The organism is Campylobacter concisus (assembly GCF_902460875.1).
GTDB classification, from domain to species: Bacteria; Campylobacterota; Campylobacteria; order Campylobacterales; family Campylobacteraceae; genus Campylobacter_A; species Campylobacter_A concisus_AA.
Genome location: NZ_CABPVR010000005.1, coordinates 121753 through 141731, shown reverse-complemented (window position 1 = coordinate 141731; position 19979 = coordinate 121753). Strand labels below are relative to the sequence as shown.

At 39.0% G+C, this 19979-nt stretch carries 23 protein-coding genes; all 23 read left to right on the top strand.

Going from position 1 to position 19979, the window contains the following annotated elements; all coding sequences use genetic code 11:
* Positions 1-38 precede the first annotated feature (38 nt).
* The 23 genes from F3H01_RS03500 to F3H01_RS03390 all read left to right on the top strand — a co-directional run bounded on the left by F3H01_RS03500 (position 39) and on the right by F3H01_RS03390 (position 19972).
* Entirely contained in the window at positions 39-1598 is a 1560-nt protein-coding gene (locus tag F3H01_RS03500; RefSeq protein WP_149724858.1) for a hypothetical protein, read from the top strand.
* A gap of 169 nt (positions 1599-1767) precedes the next feature.
* Positions 1768-3453 carry a portal protein gene (locus tag F3H01_RS03495; protein WP_149724857.1) on the top strand — a complete coding sequence of 562 codons (1686 nt, stop codon included), beginning with the start codon at positions 1768-1770 and terminating at the stop codon, positions 3451-3453.
* Between the two features lie 76 nt (positions 3454-3529).
* Positions 3530-4069, top strand: coding sequence for a hypothetical protein (locus F3H01_RS03490; RefSeq protein WP_149724856.1), 540 nt, complete (start codon positions 3530-3532; stop codon positions 4067-4069).
* On the top strand, positions 4069-4581 hold the full coding sequence (locus F3H01_RS03485; RefSeq protein ID WP_149724855.1) for a hypothetical protein: 513 nt from the start codon (positions 4069-4071) through the stop codon (positions 4579-4581). Before F3H01_RS03490 ends, F3H01_RS03485 begins: the two co-directional genes overlap by 1 nt.
* 13 nt (positions 4582-4594) lie before the next feature.
* A complete protein-coding gene (locus F3H01_RS03480; RefSeq protein ID WP_072595176.1) occupies positions 4595-5518 on the top strand; it encodes an SU10 major capsid protein in 924 nt (307 codons plus the stop codon).
* A 2-nt stretch (positions 5519-5520) separates the two neighbouring features.
* Positions 5521-6204, top strand: coding sequence for a hypothetical protein (locus tag F3H01_RS03475; RefSeq protein ID WP_149724854.1), 684 nt, complete (start codon positions 5521-5523; stop codon positions 6202-6204).
* Positions 6205-6207: 3 nt separating this feature from the next.
* The gene (locus tag F3H01_RS03470; protein WP_149724853.1) at positions 6208-7215 is read left to right on the top strand and encodes a hypothetical protein; all 1008 of its coding nucleotides are present in this window, start codon (positions 6208-6210) and stop codon (positions 7213-7215) included.
* Between the two features lie 11 nt (positions 7216-7226).
* Positions 7227-7568 (top strand): hypothetical protein, encoded by a 342-nt coding sequence (locus F3H01_RS03465; RefSeq protein ID WP_149724852.1) that lies wholly within the window; start codon positions 7227-7229, stop codon positions 7566-7568.
* 9 nt (positions 7569-7577) lie between these two features.
* Complete coding sequence (locus tag F3H01_RS09155; protein ID WP_188116343.1) at positions 7578-7745, top strand: hypothetical protein; 168 nt, start codon at positions 7578-7580, stop codon at positions 7743-7745.
* Positions 7732-8358, top strand: a complete 627-nt coding sequence (locus F3H01_RS03460; protein WP_149724851.1) for a DUF7338 family protein — start codon at positions 7732-7734, stop codon at positions 8356-8358. The genes F3H01_RS09155 and F3H01_RS03460 overlap by 14 nt, the downstream gene beginning before the upstream one ends.
* 186 nt (positions 8359-8544) lie before the next feature.
* Positions 8545-8922 (top strand): hypothetical protein, encoded by a 378-nt coding sequence (locus F3H01_RS03450; RefSeq protein WP_149724850.1) that lies wholly within the window; start codon positions 8545-8547, stop codon positions 8920-8922.
* Positions 8906-9196, top strand: a complete 291-nt coding sequence (locus F3H01_RS03445) for a hypothetical protein (RefSeq protein ID WP_149724849.1) — start codon at positions 8906-8908, stop codon at positions 9194-9196. Before F3H01_RS03450 ends, F3H01_RS03445 begins: the two co-directional genes overlap by 17 nt.
* Positions 9193-9417, top strand: a complete 225-nt coding sequence (locus tag F3H01_RS03440; protein WP_149724848.1) for a hypothetical protein — start codon at positions 9193-9195, stop codon at positions 9415-9417. Before F3H01_RS03445 ends, F3H01_RS03440 begins: the two co-directional genes overlap by 4 nt.
* Before the next feature lie 2 nt (positions 9418-9419).
* Positions 9420-9749, top strand: a complete 330-nt coding sequence (locus F3H01_RS03435) for a hypothetical protein (RefSeq protein WP_223155346.1) — start codon at positions 9420-9422, stop codon at positions 9747-9749.
* On the top strand, positions 9739-9924 hold the full coding sequence (gene nrdD / locus F3H01_RS03430; RefSeq protein WP_072595421.1) for an anaerobic ribonucleoside-triphosphate reductase: 186 nt from the start codon (positions 9739-9741) through the stop codon (positions 9922-9924). Before F3H01_RS03435 ends, nrdD begins: the two co-directional genes overlap by 11 nt.
* A gap of 23 nt (positions 9925-9947) precedes the next feature.
* Entirely contained in the window at positions 9948-10502 is a 555-nt protein-coding gene (locus F3H01_RS03425; protein ID WP_149724846.1) for a glycosyl hydrolase 108 family protein, read from the top strand.
* Positions 10499-10747, top strand: coding sequence for a SlyX family protein (locus F3H01_RS03420; RefSeq protein WP_149724845.1), 249 nt, complete (start codon positions 10499-10501; stop codon positions 10745-10747). The genes F3H01_RS03425 and F3H01_RS03420 overlap by 4 nt, the downstream gene beginning before the upstream one ends.
* Positions 10744-11346, top strand: coding sequence for a hypothetical protein (locus F3H01_RS03415; protein ID WP_149724844.1), 603 nt, complete (start codon positions 10744-10746; stop codon positions 11344-11346). Before F3H01_RS03420 ends, F3H01_RS03415 begins: the two co-directional genes overlap by 4 nt.
* A gap of 42 nt (positions 11347-11388) precedes the next feature.
* Positions 11389-12627, top strand: a complete 1239-nt coding sequence (locus F3H01_RS03410) for a hypothetical protein (RefSeq protein WP_149724843.1) — start codon at positions 11389-11391, stop codon at positions 12625-12627.
* Between the two features lie 62 nt (positions 12628-12689).
* Complete coding sequence (locus F3H01_RS03405; protein WP_149724842.1) at positions 12690-12989, top strand: hypothetical protein; 300 nt, start codon at positions 12690-12692, stop codon at positions 12987-12989.
* Positions 12976-13896, top strand: a complete 921-nt coding sequence (locus F3H01_RS03400) for a hypothetical protein (protein ID WP_149724841.1) — start codon at positions 12976-12978, stop codon at positions 13894-13896. Before F3H01_RS03405 ends, F3H01_RS03400 begins: the two co-directional genes overlap by 14 nt.
* The gene (locus tag F3H01_RS03395) at positions 13893-17687 is read left to right on the top strand and encodes a putative barnase/colicin E5 family endoribonuclease (RefSeq protein WP_149724840.1); all 3795 of its coding nucleotides are present in this window, start codon (positions 13893-13895) and stop codon (positions 17685-17687) included. Before F3H01_RS03400 ends, F3H01_RS03395 begins: the two co-directional genes overlap by 4 nt.
* Entirely contained in the window at positions 17687-19972 is a 2286-nt protein-coding gene (locus tag F3H01_RS03390; RefSeq protein ID WP_149724839.1) for an apurinic/apyrimidinic endonuclease family protein, read from the top strand. Before F3H01_RS03395 ends, F3H01_RS03390 begins: the two co-directional genes overlap by 1 nt.
* Positions 19973-19979 lie beyond the last annotated feature (7 nt).

Genomic DNA, 19979 nt, shown 5'->3' with positions numbered 1-19979 from the left:
ATATTATCTACCCTTTTTTAATTAAAAAAGGATAATAAATGAACCTATCTCCTGAACTATATCTAAAATTTGCCAAAGATGTAGAGCCTGAAATTTTTGAAAACAAGACACCTAAATTTCATTTAGAAATAATCCGTTTTATTGACGGTGAAGGTCAGTATAAGGCTATAGCAGTATTTCGCGGCGCCGGTAAGACCACTCTTCTAAATAAAATTTACGTGTTAAGCCGCTTATATTTTGCTGCCGAGCCTTTTATTATGATAGTCTCGGCCAACGAGGACAAAGCGACAGCATTTTTGGAAGCCATCAAGGGCAGTATCGACAAGGCAGCCGCTAAAGGCTACGCCATAGCTCGTGGCAAAGCTTGGAATAAAGGATTTATTGAGGTTATTATAAATCAAGGCATGAAAGATGAAGAAGGCAAAAGCATAGAGAAAAAATGCTACGTAGTATCTCTCTCGGCTGGGCAAGATCCTCGTGGTATGAATATCGACAACATGCGCCCAACGTTACTGATCATAGACGATCTGGAGAGTAAAGTCGGCAGATACCCTATCGACTCAAACGCTAACCGCCAAAAGCTTCGTAGCTGGTTTTATGCGGACCTACTTCCTACTCTGCACCCTACACGTGGTAAGGCCGTGATACTAGGCACCATATTAAATGGGGATAGTATCCTAAACAATATCGTAAATAGTACGGAAGAGATGGATGCCAAACAAGAGTGGATCTACATAAAAATTCCTATTATAAGAAACGGCGTAAGTTCATGGCCGTCTCGCTTCCCAATTGAGAAAATCAAAAAGATACAAAGCACCCTAGTCTCAAAAGGGCTAGCTAACGAATTTTATCAAGAGTATATGTGCGCCGCGATAGATCCGCAAAAGGCTATCTTTAAGCGTGAGTATTTTAGATATTTTAAGGGTGTTGAGTATAGGACGGATGAACCATTTACGACAATAACGGTAACTGATGGAGTAAATAGGCAAGAGCTAAAAATCAGACGAGCAAATAAAATAGAGCTAGAAAATGGTGAGAAAATTTGGCTAAAAGAGTGCCAAATTTATACCGTGTCCGATATATCAAGTGGAAAAGGCAGAGACCAGACAGCCTACGTCACATTTGCGATCGATAGACAAAATAGACTTTTTATAATCGACATCACGAGCGGATATTTTACTCCGTTTGAGCGAAGCCTAAAAATAATCGAAATTTATCTCACATTTGGCCCAATGCGTATCGGCATAGAAAAGGCTGGCATGCAAAATGACTTTTTCTACACGATCGATATCATTCAAAAACTAACGGGCGTAAATTTGCCAATAGATCCGCTTAGTCATGGTGGCAACTCCAAAAACAAACGCATTTCAAATCTTGAGCCTTACTACCGCACAAGACAAATTTATCATAATGCAAGTTTAAACGCTACAGACGAGCTTGAAGCACAGTTGCTAGGGTTTGATCCTGAGACGGAAAGCAAGAGTGATGATATTATGGATGCAGAAGCTTATATTTTACAGTACATTGCAGGACGATTTTTTGACGAGAGCTACGATGAAATTTATGATGAATATGCAGAGGAAGAGAGCTGGGTGTGAAAGTATTAAAACATATATTTTTCAAACAAAAGATAGTAGATTGTCGTATGTTATTGATGCTAAATATATGGCGAGCTAGTCATAATGCAGATAAACTAATCCTTAAATAATTTTATACGTTTTTTAGGAAACTCATAAATTAGACTACACGTAAAAAACGGAGTAGTCTATGAATGAGGATTTAAATTTAATCGAGCGAGCATTTAGTGATCTTGAGCAACATAAAAAAAGATTTTTAGAGTGTGAGCGGGCGTTTCGTGCCGAGTATGAGGGCGAAGATAACCGTACTACAAAACGAAAAAGCTCTGAGAGAAGTCGCTCTAAACTATACATCCCACTAATAAAAACCACCATTTTTATCATTCATGCGATTTTTAAAACAAGCTTCATGAGCGATCGTTGTCCAATAGAGATCACTCGTGTTGGCCGTAGAAGCGATAATGATCTAATCTTGCAAAATGCACTTACTGCTGTATTGAAAAACAGATGGAAGAAAAAAGAGCATCGTGTTGGCCTAAGCAAAGCTGTCATGAGCGCACTATATCTACCTCTTGGCATAGTAAATTTATTCTATGACAAAGAGCAAGGCGATATCGCTACACGTTTTATACCAATTACTGATCTAGCATTTGACAAGCATGCAAGTGACATCAACGACATAGAATACGTCTGCTACAAATGGCGTCAATCAGTACGCCAAGTTGAAGAAAAAATCAAAACTAAATTTTACAAAAGTAAAGACAAGGATCGCATTTTAGGCTCTAAAACAGAGTGGAGTCAAAGAGTGCAAATGAAAGATATCTACAAAAAGATATATGTAAACGGTCGCCAAATGTGGGAATTAAAGAGTTTTGCCAATGATTTTTTAGTTAGAGAGACTAAATTTTCAACTTTGCCATTTCATTTTGGATATTGCATGGATGCGATGCCTAGCATTGACGAGAGCACGCGTGAGAACGAAAATGCAGTATACGGCTCATGTGTGCCAGAAGTTGTAAAAGAGATCCAGCGAGAATACAACATCAAACGTAATCAAAAGATAGATATCACTGAAAACCAAATAGATCCATCATTTATTGTAGACAAAACAAAAGGTGTCGTGACAGTAAGCGACGTAATGGCCAGAAAAAAAGTTATCAGAGTAGAAACTGATATGGGTACTAGAGTAAGCGATGTAATAATGCCATTTCCGGTGCCACCAACATATCAATTAAGCGAAGAGATCGCTATGCTAAGCAAAGAGTATGAGATAGCCACTGGCGTAAATAGCGTAATGACTGGGCAAACTGGACCAAGTGATCGTCGTGCAATGGGTGCGTTACAAACTGTAAATGCAGCTAGCTCAATGAGAATAGAAAGCATGATGCAAACACTACTTGAAACAATGCTATCAAGCTATGCTCAGCACTTTGTGGAACTACTTTACCGTTTTGTAAGTGATGATGAATTTATAAAGATAACTGAAGATGAAAACATTATAGAAGCGATCGGCACTGTAGCAGAAAGAAAAGCCAATCGATTAGATTTTGATGTTTCTGTAAATTTTGGTACCACGATAGCAAATGAAGTAAAGATAAGTCAGTTAAATGGCTTGCTAGGAGTACTTGCACAAAATCAAATAAGCTCACCACAAATAACAGGCGAAATCGTAAAAGAAGTACTAACTTTAATTCTTGGTGAAAATGCGCCAATAGAGCAAGTTGATCAAGCTATGGCACAGATGATGGCAGCACAAGAAGCGGCACAAGCAGAGGCACAAGCAGAGGCTGTGACGCAAGATGAAGAAGCACAAATAAAAAACGAACCTAGCGAAGAAGATATGGAGATGGCAGCTTTAGTAAACGGCGGAATTTGAAAGGATATGACTTGAAAATTTTTACGTTTTTTAGGATGCAGACAAATAAAATAATAAAAATTTTAAAGGAGAAGAAATGGCATATAAGGACAAATACGAGGTTCTTGGTGTTATCGTCGCTTTGGCTACAAACGGACTTAGTGTCTATAAAAAAGGCGAAGAGGAAGGGCAGATTAGCGGCGGAAGTATCGGTGATGTCGTGGTTAGGGCTAAGGGTGAGGATGGCTTTGCCGCCGTGAGCATTATAGGTGAGCAAGAGTGGGAAGAGATGCCACAAAACGAGGCAGCCGAGGCCGAGATAAAAGAGATCGCATCTAGCGCAAAAGATCTCGCACCAGAGCTAGCTAAGGCTAAAAACGAAATTGAACGCTTGAAGGCTGAAATTTTAGAGGCAAAAGGTGAGGCAGAGCGTTTTAAAGAAGAGTGTACAAACTTACAAGATCATGTAAGTGCTTCAGCTGGCGAAAATCTAGCTTTATCACAAAAAATTCAAAAACTTGAAGCTGAGAATAAAAAGCTAAAAGAAGCGACCAAAAAGGAGGACAAAAATAAGACTGATAGCGCTCCTAAGACAAATGAGTCGCAGAAAGGTTTAAATTTAGGAGGTAATGAATAATGCCAGATATCTATGACCAGGATTTGGAGGGACTAGCGGCTGCAGAGGAAACGCAGACGCAAGAAGCTCAAACTGCTTTAAAAAACGCAGATAAACCACAGGTGCAGGCAGAAACTAAAGCACCAGCTGCTCCGCAGCCTGATGACTCAGTAAAACTCAACAAAGAAGAGTATGCGGATTTTCAAAGAATGCGCCAAGCCGCGCAACTTTCGCAGATGGAGACGGATTTTAGGAAGAGTTATCCGGACTTTGATATGCAAAAAGTCACAGACAAAATTTTAGAGATGGATGAGAAAAACCCTGGCACTGGCGATGCACTACTGACTCCGGTAGGGATTGAAAACGTCTATCTAAAATTTTTCCATGGCAAGGCACAAGTGCAAGTTGATGATGAATTTGACATAGCACGGGGGACTGGTGGTGGTGTGAGCGTAAAAGAGCTCATCGGTAAGATTAATAAAGGTGAGGCTAACGATAGCGAGAAGCAGGCCTTGTATGCAAGATTATTTTAAGGAGTAAAGGAAAATGGCTATAAAAACTGGATTAGTAACTGCTGAAGAGGCTTTTGGCAGTAAGGGTGTAGTGCTTGAAAACACTATAAAACAAATAGGGTGGCAATCTACGCCTTTTTATAGTGCGATAAGCACGGCCGCACCTGCTGATAGAAGCACGAGCGTGGCGGTAGGACATAAATGGTTTTATGATGAGTTACCTGATGGTGACGCAGCTAATGCACACGCAGAAGGTGGAGCTAAAGCAACAGCCAAGTATTTTGTTGGTAATACTCTAAGTAATCATTTTCAAATAGTTAAAAATACATACGGAGTTTCTGGATCACAAGAGCCGGCCAAAGATGTAGCAGGTAGAGGCATCCTGGCTAATCAAGGCGAGATGGCTTCCGTAGAACATAAAAAATCCATAGAGAAAATTTTGCTTTCTTCTCAGACAGCTGTACAAAGAGTAAATAGTGGTGGTTCTCCTGTAGTCGGAAAATGTGGTGGATTAAAAAGTTTTTCTACTGCAAATAATACAATCGATGCAAACAATACAGACTTAACTATGCAAATGATTAGAGATCTGCTAAAAATCGGTTGGAGCAAAGGTAGACCTTATCAATTCTTAATGGTAAATGATAAGCAAAATGATAGGCTACTAGATATTCTCGACAAGATAAAGCAAGCCAATATCACACAAAAGTACCTAGAAGAGGATCTACTTGCCATTAGAACTAGCTACGGCGATGTAAAGGTTATGTTAAATCCATTCTTAGATCAAAATGAGATCATTGCCTTTAGAGCTGATGATATATTTAAGGTGAACTGGCGCCCAATGATGACTAGAGAGCTTCCAACTAGCAATGATGCTGTGGAAAAAGAGATCATTAGTGAGTTTACACTTCGTGTATGTACTCCTGTGGCATTTGGTTGGCTTAAAAAACTAAAGGTGTGAAAATGAACTATGAGGCGTTTTTGCAACGTTTAAAGGTATCCACAAGGGGAGATATAAAGCTCCCTGATTTTGAAGAGTTAAAATCTTTGGTGGAAGAGACGGCGGCAGATATATCGCGTGCGGTAACGCCTCTTGAAATGATCGAGATAGATCATAGAAATTTTGGTATCGAATACCATATAGACAAAAGACGTTTTGTGAGGAAATTTAACACACCAAAAAATGAAAATGATAGGGTTGATTTTCTTGACGAATCGCTTTTAAAAGCACTTATTTATGGAGTGGCCAAAAAAAGAGCACATGCTGAGTTTTATGCAAAATACAACAAGTTTTATCTACAAAATTTATGTGAATATGAACTAAATAATTTTAATGAAAATTCATATAACTTAACAGAAGCACTTAGAATAAAGGGCTGGCTAAAGCCTTATCAAATAGATTATGCCTTAGATCCTTACTATTCATGGGATGAAAATTTTATAAAAAGACTTGATTACTACATGGCCAATATAGTCTATGGAGTAAATGACAATTTGCAGCATCCGGAAAAAATTTTAAATAGTGATGAGCTTGGATATAGAAATTTTATATATCAATTTATTGCTTATCAAAATGGCGAGCATACCGATAGAGAGGATTTAAGGACGCTTGATAGGCTAATGAGCAAGAAAATTTTAGGGGAGTGAAAAATGGCGGATAAAGAATTTACGCAAATTTGTAAAGAAATTTTAGGCCTTAGCAAAAAGCTTGAAAAAATAGAGCCTGAAGAGCTAAGAAAAATAAAAACAGATATAGAAAGAATAAGTGAAGCAATTACTGCAGATAAAACTTTATTTGATACAAATAAAAAAGATTTTGATGGTAAGTATAATAAAATCGCCGAGATAATAAAAACATTCGATACTTTAAAGGCTCAAATAGAAGAGGTTTTAAAAAGCGGCACAATAAACGATAGCGCAGAGGCTTTGATTTCTACATTTTCATCAAAAAAGATTATGGATCTTTTAAATGAAGCAAAAAGAGTAATAAATGAAAAATTTAGCACTATATATAAAAATGGCATAACTCCTTGGAACTCTACATTAGAATATACCGCTGGTGCCATTAGCGTTTTAAACGGTAAACTCTATCAGGCAAAAACACAAAATATAAATAAAAAACCTAGTGAAAATAAAGAAATATGGCATGTTATAGCTAGCGAAGAGTGGTGCGAGCGGATTTTTTTAAATAAAGATGAAAAGATAGACGCGTACTCAAAAACAGAGAGCGATGAGAAATTTGCATTAAAAGATGACTTGCCAGAACTTGCGACCGAAACAAAAGTAGGCATAACAAAACTAAAAAACTCAATTACTGCAAAAGCAGAGGACACGGCAGTAACTGAAAAGGCAGTTGCTGAAGTCATAGAAGCAAATAAGGGCTTAGGTATAGGGCAAACTTTACAAGATGTAACGGCAGATAAGAGAGCCGGTGAAACTTATGAAAACACAACTAAAAGAACCATCATAAGTAGTGTAATAACATTAAGACAAACTACTACTTGCACTATAAAATATACTCAAGATGGCATAGAAGACAACCACGATAATGAATCTTATGTCAGATATGTAAGATATAACTTTATCCTACCCCCAGGATCCACATATAGGGTGGATGTAGCTGGAGCTAAGATAATAAAATGGCTGGAGTTAAGATAAAAGGATCAAAAATGAAACGATATAAAAATGCAAACAACGAAATCTATGCTTATGATAGCAGTGTAAGTGAGGAGTTATTAAGTCAAAGAATAAAGGAACTAGGACTAATACCAATAAGTGATGATGAAGCGAATAAGCTTTTAACTCCAAAAGTTGACGAAAAGGCCGAGCAACTAGCCGAGATCGAAGATGAGATCGCCGAATGTGAGAATCACATTAAACACGCTTTGATTATCGGCAACAATGCCGTGCTTGAAAACTTAAGGGCGGAGTATAAGGAATTGATCGCAGAGCGCGAAAAGCTGAACGTAACGAGCGAGCCGATAACGGCAGCGCCAACAGATCATTTATAGGAGGCAAAAATGAGGGTAAGAATAAAAAGATGCGAAATTTGCGCATCAAAGCTGGATAAAAACGGTGCTTGCACTTGGAGCGAGTGTCCTAAGTGCCCAGAATACAAACAGAGCGAAACAAAAGAGAGTGAGAAGTCAAGCAAGAAGTCAAAAAAGGAAAATGATGCTAAAGAGTAAAGAGATATTGCAACTTATAGCGATCATTTTAATAGAGCTTTTGCTTGAGATCCTCTCATTTGTAGTTGTGCCAGTTGCATTACTATTTTGCAAAAAGGATAATGAACATCTGCCAAAGATATTTAGGTGGTTTGAAGATGCAAACGACTATTACGATGGTAAGTGTGCTGCTATCAATGGCGATAGCGGCTGGAGAGAGAAGCACTATCCTGAGCCAACTAATAGAACATATAAAGCAAGACTTCTTTGGCTCTTGCGCAATAAGATAGGGCGTTTTTCAAGTGAAATTTTAGGCGTCAAAGTAGATGAAGTAAATCCATATAGCATAGAAACTTTAGGCGACCCCTATATTGCCAGTAATGGTGGTAAAAAGAGTGGCTTTTGTAAGGTTACATGTGTCTTAAAAAATGGACGCTCACGTTTTGGACTTTACAAAACGATCCGATACAAAGGCTTTTTAAGTGGCTTTTATTGTCGTATCTATGTCGGATGGAAACTTATGGATATAGCAGGGGCAAATACCTTAAATTTTAAAGAGTTCACCCAGAAAGATGATAAGAAATATCTAAAAACGGTGTGGTGCATAAATCCATTAAAAAAGGTCAAACAGTAAAGCCATCTATAAAGAATTTGGCAGTTATAGTTGCCGACTATTGACGGCTGTATTTTTTATAAATTTTATAAAACAAAGGAGACACAATGCAAAAGTACATAGGAATGAAAGAGATCAAATCGATGCCAATGAGTCGTGGCTTGCTAGCCAAACAGACGTTCTTGCTACTGACTGGGTACTAGTAGAATGAATTTTTTAATTGCAAACAAACTTTGGCTAATCGTAATTGGTGGGTTAATGGGTGTAATGCTAGGACTTGGAGCTGAAATTTACAGTCTAAAAGGCGGCATTAAAGAAGCTAAGGCTGAACTAAAAGAAGCACAAAACGAGCTGGCACTAAAAGAAGCAATTAGTGCAGTTGTTAAAGCAAACCTCGAGGCGTGTAACGCAAAGATCGAGTTGCAGAATGCTAAATTTAAAGAGCTTGAAATAAAAAAACCTGATGTAAAAAAGACACAAGAAAAAGCTAGGAGCAAATTTGATGCTATCAAGCCACTGGTTACACAAAGCTGCGAAGAGAAGTTGGAGCGTTGTGAAAGGATTTTTGATGAGCTGGCACGTTAAGATCACACTTTTTATTGTAGCTATATTTCTATTTTCAGGCTGTGCGAATAAAGAGCCGCAAATCATTAGACAAACGGAATATCAAGACGTATATATCACAGTATCTTGCATCGACGAAATGCCACAAAAACCAGAGCGAGACAGAAACGATCCAGACAATCAAAAAAAGATAGCAGAGTATTTTAAAGCCTGCGAAGATCTTCTAAGGCAGTGCGTGCATGCAAATGTGCCACAATCTAGTACGTCCGCAGCAAAAAATGGGAGAAAAAAATGAGCGAGATTAAGCTACTACCAAAAGCAAAAAGCAAAATTAGGCGCTGTTTGGTGCTGTTGCTTGGTGGTTTGTTTATGGTGGTGTTTAGTGTCGCTGTGTACCGCCTTTATGGCAATATTTTTTACAATGAAGAAATGAAGCTCACAGCGTTGGCCATCACTCAGGGTGTAGTAAATGTCCTATTGAGCCCGGCAAAGATAATTAGTATCTTTAGAGCATAGCCGTGGAATTACACTATTTGTTTTATGTATTAATCATAGGTTGTGCAGGCTCTATCACCGCTTTTATAAAAAATGGTGGTGGAGGTATAAAAATTTTACTCAAAAGAACGTGGGATGGCTGTTTTAGTGCATATGTAGTTTATGAGATAGCTTACTTTTTTGCCAAGGACGAACACGTGAGTTTTGCGATTTGTGGTGTGGGTGCTTGGATGGGAAGTGAGGCACTGATATTTGTTAGAGACTTTGTATCAAGCAAGGCTGGAAGGAGATACGATGGCTATGACGACTACGGCGGAAGTTTTAAACACGAGGAGTTTGGCGATGACAAGTAGTGAGATATTGCATGCCTTGCAAGCACAGCGCACCAGATGCACCGTATGGAGCAGAGTAATGGGTTATCACCGTCCAGTAGAGGGCTTTAATATCGGTAAAAAAGGCGAGCATAAAGAGCGAGTATTTTTTGAGGAAAATTTTAGCACGTCAAAGCAATGTGTTAAAAAATCTTAAAAAGATTAACACAAGGAGTAAAAATGGCAGATTTTAACAATGCTTTTCAAATTTTAATGAGTTTAGAGTTTAGCCGTCCTGAAAAAGCGTTACATAAAAACCCTACTGAGCGTGAGTGGACATTTATGGGGATATATCAAAAGTATCATTCAAGCTGGAAGGGTTGGAATGAGATACTTGCTGCGTTAGCCTATGGCGGTGATACCGAAAAAATATCAAGGATGTTGTTTGATAACAAGGATCTTCGTGATGAAGTTTGGAAATTTTACAAGCAAAAGTATTGGGATAGGATGAGGCTTGGTGAAATTAATAGTCAGTTAAAGGCCAATGAAATGTTTATATTCGGTGTAAACGCCGATACAAAACCTGCTATAAGAGCCGCACAACGAATAGCTGGTGTAGTAGATGATGGCATAATGGGTGAGATAAGCTTGGCCGCTATAAATAAAGTAGATGAAGAGAAATTTGACAAAGAGTTTGATAGAGCGGAGCTTAAACACTACAACATGTTAATTAAGCAAAATCCAAATTTAAGAGTTTATGCCAATGGCTGGAGAAGAAGAGCGGAGGCAGTATGACAATAGAAGAGCTAAATGAAAAAATCACAAAACAGCAGACACAAATAGATGATCTAAAAAGTAAGGTTTTATCTTATGAGAGCTCATTTGGTGATATAAATAATGCCATAAATGCGCTATCTAGCAGGATAAGTGATATAGAAAATAATGGCATTAAGACTGCTGTTGGTGGTTTGCAAGAAGAGGTAAATACTCAAAGGTTAAAAATAAACAAGTTAGACAGAATAAGAAAGGGATTAGCGTGAGTGCGATCAATTATAAAGATAATTTTGTAGAAAATTTTGAAGCAATTTTGGCAAGTAGCACTGGCGAGCGCTCGATATATCAAAAGGCTTTAGCACATATAAAAACGGAGTTTGATAACTTTCAAATAACAGATGATGCTAGGGCTAAATTTATAACCTCGCTTATGGCTGAGATGACGATTGCCTTTACGACAAAGGCAATGGATGCAGCCGGAGATGTTGCAACCAAAGCTTTAACGCTAGAAAAAGAGCTTGAAGCTTTGGAACTCAAAAACCAAGGGCTTAGAGATAGACTGGAGCTTGATAAACAAAATTTACAGATGCAAATAGAACTTACAAGAGCTCAAACTGAAAAAACAAAGGCCGAAACTAAGCTAGCTGAAGAGCAACAAGTGGCCATAAAAGAGCAGATAAACGATAATAGAATTATAAAGGCTGGTATGATGACTGGCGACTTTATGCAAAATGTTTCTAATGGAAATCTTAGTGTGCCTTCGGATATGTTTGAATACCTCTTTAATATAATCGATGAGATTATCAAAAGAGCTGGTATAAATATTAAAAAGGTAAAAAATTTTAATTTACCTAAAATAAAATGAGCAAAATGGCCCCAAAGGGCATTTTTAAGCGAAGCTAGTAAAATGAGCCAGTTTATTGCCTTTGATGACGAATTAAACATAACAAATAAAGAGCCAGATGATCTCTTTAGCTATCTAGCTGGCGGAGAACTTTATGCTAATACCTTTGCTGCCGGTTCTGCTTATGCAATCGGCAGGACTTCTCATATAAATTACACTTCTATCTTTTTACCTTTTTTTGTAGATAAGATCTCATCGATGATGGAACTTAATGAGGATTTTGTTGAGTTTGCACTGATGCCTATGCAAATAATCTTTTATAAAACAGCCGATGAAAAGAGGCGAGAGAAAGAGATATATGATGAGATAAGTGAAGATACTGAAAAGATAGTAAAGCTGGCCAATAGGCTACATGAAAAAAGCGATGGCAAGATAGGTTTTGCTACGGATGATGGATCTATTAGTCAAAGAACTGCTACTGATGAAAATTTTCTTAAAGAGTTGGTGGAACAAAGGCAAAAGGGCTTTTTTAAACAGATTTTGCAAAACATAGCATATGCTAAATTTGGAGTTGTTGGTGCGATAGTTGCCGGATGGGCTTATGATGGCAAAGTAAGTGGTGCTGTTGTAGCAGATGTCGTAAGTCAGGTCTCAACTGCAAAAATTGCAGATGTGGCCGCAGGGCTTTTAGGTAAGGCTTTAGGATTGCAAGCTGGATTTGCTACGCTAGGGCTTAGTATGGTGCTAGGCTCTGTTTTGGATGAAGCTTTTGAAGTAGCTAGTGGGCTTGATATAAGCTTTGGTTTTGGTGGTGATATAGCAGGGTTTAATGAGATAGGTCATGGGATATACGAAGCACCTCTATCTTTTTTGGAAGGCGTAAAATCTATGTTTGGTGGTGTCAAAACAAAGGATTTGGCATATGACAAAGAGAGCTATGAAAGAACTGGGCAAATAGCTGGTGTAAAAACTAAATTTGGAATGTATATCGGACAAGTTGGCGACAATCTAGTAAGTGGTAAAGGAAAGGGACTAAGCAAAAAAGAAAGATCAGAAGCATTGGGTATGGCTGAACATATGAGTAGAGAACTTGATAGATCTTCAAAAATGAGTCGCAGTGAAAAAAGTAGACAAAGACAAGCTGAGAAACATGGTAGTTCTAATGGTAGCTCTTCAGGTATGAGCCGTAGTGAAAAGAGCAGACAAAGACAGGCTGAAAAACACGGTAATGCTGGTAGAAATAGCTCGCATGATAGAAACGGAGCTGGTAGAAATAGTGCTAGTGGTGGAGCTATGGCATAGTAAAAATATACGTTTTTTAGGAAATGTCCTAGTAATAATATCATTAAAAAAGGAGCTTAGAAATGTGGGATTTTTTAAAAAATTTAGGATCTAAGGCTAGTGAAAATGCTGATGGCTTAAAGGCTTTTGGATCGCTTCTTGGTGCTGGTGCTGGGATATGGAGTGCTGTGGAGCAAGGCAGGCAGGCTAAAAAGCAAAATGATCTAGCTATGAAAAACTACAATCTAAATTTGCAAATTTTAAAGGATGAGAAAGCGCGCCAAAAGCAGATGCAACAAAACTTGGAACAAGGTTGGGCCAGATCAGCTGCTGGTATGATCGACAAGGAAGAAGAGGAGAAAAAGAAAAATGGGCTACTTTAACATAGAGTTTTTAAGACGTCCGGAATTAAGTCCGCTAAGTCCTAAAGCTGGATATGCCGCCGGGCTTGGTGCTGTTGCAAATAGTGTAAAGGATATAGCAGATATAGGGCTAAATCGTCAAAAGTTAGATGATGAAAATAAGAGATATCAAGAGGAAAAGCTCTTTAGAAACGATGAGCTAAATTTTAGAAAAAATTCACATAATGAAATGATGAAGGCTAGAGGTGATGAGCTAGCGTATCAAAAAGATAAAGATGAAAAAGACCGCACCTATAGCTACGAAAAACTAAGATTAGATAATTTGAAGGCAGAAAAAGATAGGGAAGTGGATTTGGTGCGAGCTAACGCACAAGCTGGCTACTACGGCTCGCTAGCACAGGAGCATGCCGATAAGATAGAGCGACAAAAACGAGAAGATACGGCTAGTGCAGAGGAAATTAGACGACTTTTCCCAAATGAGACAAAGGGCAAAAGTGACGCAGAGGTTCTGGCTATAGGAAGTGCCAAGCAGCGTTTTAGTAAAAATAGATCTAGCGTACCTAATGATATAAATATCCCAGAGGGTTATAGCTATATAAGTGCAGATGAGCTATCGCCTTTTGTAGGCAAAGGACTTCTTCAAAAGGGTGGCTTAAAAAAGCTTAAGGATGGAAACTATCTTATAGAAAATGAGACGCTTTTAAATATGATCGATGTTGCAAAGCAGCAACAAGACATAGCTAAATTTTTAAACGAGAGAAAAAATCAAGTTAAAGGTGTACTTGATGATGTGGTAATTGCACCAAATGAAAAAAGGGGCGTCATAAAGGATAACCAAGCGACTAAACAAGCGCCTATGCTTGATATGAAGTATTTAAAAAAGCAAAAGCCATTAATCTTTAATGATGAATATGATGGAGCGCTATGATGCCTACGACTAGAGAATTTTTAGGTGATAGCTTGATTAAGGAGCTTGAAGGGGCTGGCTTTTCGCCACAAAGCATTAATACCTTTGCTAAAAATGAGTATAGACAAAGAAAGGCAGTACAAGAGGAAGAGCAAAGAAGGCTTTTGTATAGAGCTGATGATATGAAGCTTGATGGTAAGGTTAAAGAGGCTTTACTTGGTGGAGAGATCAGCGAAGAAGAAGCTAAAAATGCACGAAAATTTGAAGATTTTGGTTCCAAAAAACATGGCTGGGGACTGGGTGCTGCTAAGACACTCACGGGTATTGCCAATACTGTTGAGCGTGTAGGTGATTTTATAAATCCATTTTATGAAGGCAAACATGACGAAAATGGAAATTATATCTATCAAAACGGCATAGAACAAGCTCTGCGCCCTAAGATACAAAATGCAGAAAAGCTGCGAGACGACTATGAAAAAGCAACTGGTGAGACGGCGTGGGGTAGTCGTTTAGCCGAAATAGGCACGGAGATGGTTGGTGATCCTATAAATTTTATAGGTGGAGCTGGACTGCTTAGCAAAGGTAGCAAACTAGCTCAGTTTGGCAAAAAGACCTTATTTTTCGCAGGTACTGGTGCTGCAAGCGGTGGTGTAATGGCTCTTGGTGAAGGTAAAAATGATGAAGAGACATTGAAAAATATAGGCTACGGTGCAGCCGGTGGTTTTGTTTTGGGGCATGCGATAGATCAAGGCATACAAGGCATAAGTAAGCTCATAGCAAAGCGTCAAGCAAATAAAGCGACAAATGAGGCTAATGCGATAGAGAGTGCCGAAAATAGTGAATTTTTAGATGGCGGTAATAGTGTCAGTGGAGATGGTGTGGGCACTGAGTTAAAAGAGGCTCAGACGATGACTGCTAGGGAATTTGCATCCAAAGAGGCTGGGCTTGATGAAGTTACAGCTACAAAAGTAGTCAAAGAAGCTATGCAAGGCAAAGAAAAAAGCGATTGGACAGACGCAGACACTTATGCAGATATAGTTAAATTTAAAAACTTTGAGATCCAAAGAGACTATGCTAAAGCTTATAGTGAAAGGATACAAACCGCACAAGCTAGTATAAACAACGCCAGGGAGCAATCAGCCATAAGATACGCAGATACGCAAAAAGCCATTAATGAATATCAAAAACAAGGCATGTCACCAAGTGCTGCACGAGAGCTAATCAATGCTAAATTTAAGCCAAGTGCAGATGAAATAAACTACACTAGGGCATATAACGACGGATCGGATGTTGATGCTAGACTTGCTGGACAAGGGATATTTTATGCACTTGAAAAAGATATCACAGCACAGGCCTATACTCCGGAAATTTACGCTGTAAGATTAAAACAAAGAGGATTTAGTGATGAGAGCGTGCAGGCTTTTACGCAGGCATACGTAAGCAAGGATATAAATATCGCTAAAGACTATGCAAATTCAAAAGTAGCTGATGCGTATGAGAATAAAATTCAAAGAGAAGTAGCTAACGAGATCAGAGATAGAGATGAAGTAGGGGGTGGTTTTGTCAATGAAGAAGCAAAAAATAACGGATTATCAGATAGCGTTTCTGATATCGGCGATAATGCAAGCCGAACAGGAGGACGACAAGCAAGCGATGAGCAAATACTACGCCAAGGCGGACGCAATACTTCAAGCGCTAGCCAGACAAAGCGGACAGCCCAGAGCGATGAGCAAATGGAGCAGCGACCAGCCTTTAAAACAGATGGCGATACTGATGCCACAGCTGCAAGCAAGCAAATGGTGGAAGAACAAGGAAGCGGCGATAATGAGATAAGCGGACATGTAGGGCAAACACAAGAAGAGTATAAAAAGCTTGTAAATGAATATGATGTTGATAAATTCTTAAGTGACAGAGAAAATGTATTATCTAAAGATGCAAGGTATGGAAAAAATAGAATAACTGACAGAACCATTGAAAGCAACGACGGAGTTGGCGGCTGGGAGTATAAGCTAACTCCAGCAGGTTATGAAAAAAACTATAAGGCAGATTTTTTAACTACAAAAGCTGACGTTGCAAAGATAAGAGCTGGCAAGATGGATGAGGCTACTTTTAATAAACTAAAATCTGATCTTGAAAGCAGTGATGCACTAGGCTATGAGTATAAAAAAGGGAGTGAATATGCTGATATGGAAGACTTTGAGCGAGAATTTGGAAGCTTATATAATCCAAAAGGTGGCAAAAATATCAATGCTAACTCTCACATAGCAAGTGGTTTAGTTGGTGGCACGCTAAATTCTATCGATGAAGATGGAAATTTTAATCCAAATAGATTTGCAGCTGGATTTTTAGTGGGGCTTGTGGGTAGTAAAGCTGCGGTTGTAGCACTAAAAAAAGTTGTTCCAAAGTTTTATGATAATCTTATGAATACAGCAAAAGGTTTTTCAAATAAAGGTATAAAGGAAATAAGAAACGAGATAGAAAAAATAAACGGCATAGTGCCAATCAAGGAATTTGGCGAAAATTATGCAGAGTTTTATCATAACGGTGAAGGTGCTGTGCAAAAACTACTAGCCGAAAAACAAGGGCAAGTAGCAGGTGCTTTTTATAGAAAAGAGTTAGGTGATATAGATCTGGTTTGGGGAAAAGTTTGGCAAGATCAAAAAGGCACATTGCAAGGATATGGACTGGCTAAAATCAAGGCAAAACATCCCGAGATAACGGCTGAAAATTTAGACGATGTGATAAAAAACGGACAAACAAAAATAAGGCAAAATGAAGCGATTCAAATAGAAAAAGATGGCTATAAAGTCGTATTAAAAAATAATTGGATGGGCGAAAAAACACCAAATAAATGGATAGTAACAGCTTATGAAAAAGAGAGGAAAGTATCAAGTATATCATCTGATACTTTTACAAAAGGAGATAATCATCCTTTAACCTCTAGTGAAATTATACCACAACAAATACAAAAGGGAGCGTATCGAGACAGAAGTAACCAAAAATCGGAAAACGCTAAGTTTGTTCACTCTAGCGATATTACAAGCAAAGACGTTGAAGGCTCTGTGGCGAAGCCCGCAGAACACTCCTTGGACGATACCGTCCGAAGCTCTGGTGATATAAAATCCTTAGAACACTCTTCGAACGGTAAGGGTATTATACAGCAAAACGAAGAAAAAATCTATCATAGTCGCAGGATAGAAGAGATAAAAAGTGAACACCCAAACGTCGAAAAAGAGTTAGACGAGAGTATAGCGGCGATGAATAAAGAGAGCTTTAACGACTCAAATTTTAAAGATGGGTTGATAGGCAAATTTGATACAAAAGAGATAACCACTCAGCAGCTTGGTAAAAGCGTGAATTTGAGCAACAAGCAGCTAGCTGCCCTAAAAAACGATATAAAAAATGCAGACTTCAAAGTAATCAATGAAAGCAAAATTTACTTTGACAAGGTGGGTAAAGATGGAGACAAAAAGAGATTTTTTATAGATATAGCAGAAGATGGAAATGTAAGAGTAGATGCATACGCAAAGTCTCAAATAGATAGTATACCTATAAAAGAGAATGCACTTCAGGAGTTAGCTGGTGTAGGAGATAGAGCAAGGCTAAAAAACATGAGTTTTGAAGTAAAGGCAGCGTATCGCAACGAGCTAGATCCTATCAAAAAAGAGGCGATACTAAAGACTGCCGAGCTAAACAAGCTAAAAAAGGCAGCTCAGAGTGGAGATAAGGTGGCTGTAGCTAAATTTGAAGAGTTTAAAGCTGAAAACCTAGATAAAGATGGAAATATTAAAGACGGATTGAGGTTGTGCTAATGAGTGAAAAATGTCCATTAAAAGAGATCCAAAAAAGATCAGGTAAGCTGCTAGACCGTTGGGCACTAAAGGTTGACAGTGCCTTTGAAAAGGCTAGTGATGGGCTTGATAAGGCTGCAAAGTGGACTGATGAAAACATACCATTTGCTGGCAAGTTATTAGATATCAGAGAGCATGCCAAAGAGATAGATGAGTTGCTAGGAGAATACCATAGAACAACAGCTGCTATATATACTCAAGCTGGGCAGTTTAAAGAGTATCTTGGCAAACTAAGCCTTGGAAATAGAAAAGCGATGTTTAAGGCGCTAGATGGTGAGATGAATCCTAGCGAACTGCCAGAATATGTAAGACCACTATATGAAAAGGTGCGTAAGACTATCAATGACGGCGCGCAGGCTCTAGTGGATGCTGGAGCACTAGAGTCAAAAAATGTCATCAAAGACTACGTCAAGCACTACTATAAAAAGCACATGGACGAAGCAAATGAAAATAGCCGTATCGCAAAGGCGCTAAGGCAAAGCAAATTTTTTGCTAGAAAACAGATGAGCTGGGAGCAAAAGCAACTGCGCGAGATAGAGGACGATGCGGCTTTTGCGGTCACAAACACGATCCTAGAGCAAAAAAAGCAGCTTCTTAAGGCCCAAACCCTAAAGCTTTTTGCAGATAAATTTGCTAAAGACGCGCCGCCTGAAGGTGTTGATGGGCTAAAATGGGTAAAGATGAGCGATGAAAGTGCAGGCGGAGGTATAAAGAAGTATGGAGCGCTAGCTGGCAAATATGTTCCAGAAGATGTCGCCAATGCTCTAGCAGAGGCTGAGATGCTAGGCCGAGAGATGGCTAAATTTAACGGCTCATACTTTAAACTAATCGACCATATCAAAGTAAACGTCACTGTGAAAAACCCATTTACACACCTTTATAACTTTGGCTCAAATATGGCGCTGGCGTTTTTGCATGGAGATTTTAATGAAGCAATTAAAACTACGGCTGCATGGATGAGAGGAGATAAGCAATTTAAAAAATGGGAAAATTTGGCTAATTCATTAGGACTTGATAGTCACCTAAGCGACCTTGAAGGTCTGGTAAAACCTTTGCAAAGCGAGTCAAAAGGCAATATCTTAACCAAGGCATTAAAAGAAGCATATATGGCCGAGGGTAGCTGGAGTGGCGAGAAAGCTAGATATCTATATTCGATGGAGGATAAGGTATTTAAGATAGCTAGGTTTAAGAAAAATCTTGAAATTATTGCCAAAGACAAGGGCTTTGACGTAAATGACTTTAGCAAATTTAGTGCAGATGAGCTAAAGGCTGCGATGAAAGATGCGCAATACTCGTATGTGGATTATTCTACCCATTTTAATGGTACGCTAAAAGTGCTTGATAAAACAGGAGTTCAGCCATTTTTACACTATGCTGTAAAATCAACTCCGATGGTGCTAAAGGCTGCATTAAAGCGTCCGGATAGATTTATCATGATGCAAGCTGTGCTAGCTTATGGTGGTGGCAGCGCATGGCTGGGTGCCGATAACGAAAACGACAACCTAGCAAAGCCGGAGTGGGCCGAAAGTGGTGCGCTGCCAAACCTAGTCGGCGTAAAAAGCTGGATGAGACTAGGTAGCACGGACTGGTTTTTTAACTCCGGGCGTTTGGTGCCTGGTTTTAGGTTTGACGGGTTTGATAAGCTAGAGTTTACGGGCGGTTTTCCCGCCGGAATATGGAATATAGCAAACGGCAAAAGCACGCTAGGCTACAAAATAGAGGGTGAAGAGGACTCAGTCGCCGAAAAAATAACAAAAAGAGTGCTCGAGCTAACTAAAAGCTACTTCCCACCAATCTCTCCTCTTGGCCGCTACGGACAGCAGTTAGGTGCGCAGGCAACTGCCGACGTCACGGGGCTAGATGTGGCACCCAAAGACTACAACAAAGATGATCTAGGATATGGCGGCATAATGGCAAGGGGTGTTGGTGTAAGAAGGTTTAATAAAGAAAAAGAGTACGGCAAGGAGCTAAAAAAGGCTCGCAAGGAGTACGAAGAACTCGTGCCTGTAAAGATACCAAACTCAAAAGATGAAGAGAAGGTGGCAAAGGCAAAAGCCCATAATGAAAGGGTCGCAAAACTAAGCGTAGCGGATCTGCGCGAGGCTAAGGCAAGAGCAGAGGCCAAATTTAAACGTATCAAAGAGCACGCAAGTGCTGATGGTGTGAAGCTGAACATCGAGCTACTAAAACAAAGCAAACAGGGCGGAAGAGCTTTTGGAATTTCTAAAATCAAATTTCCAGAGTAATGGGAGC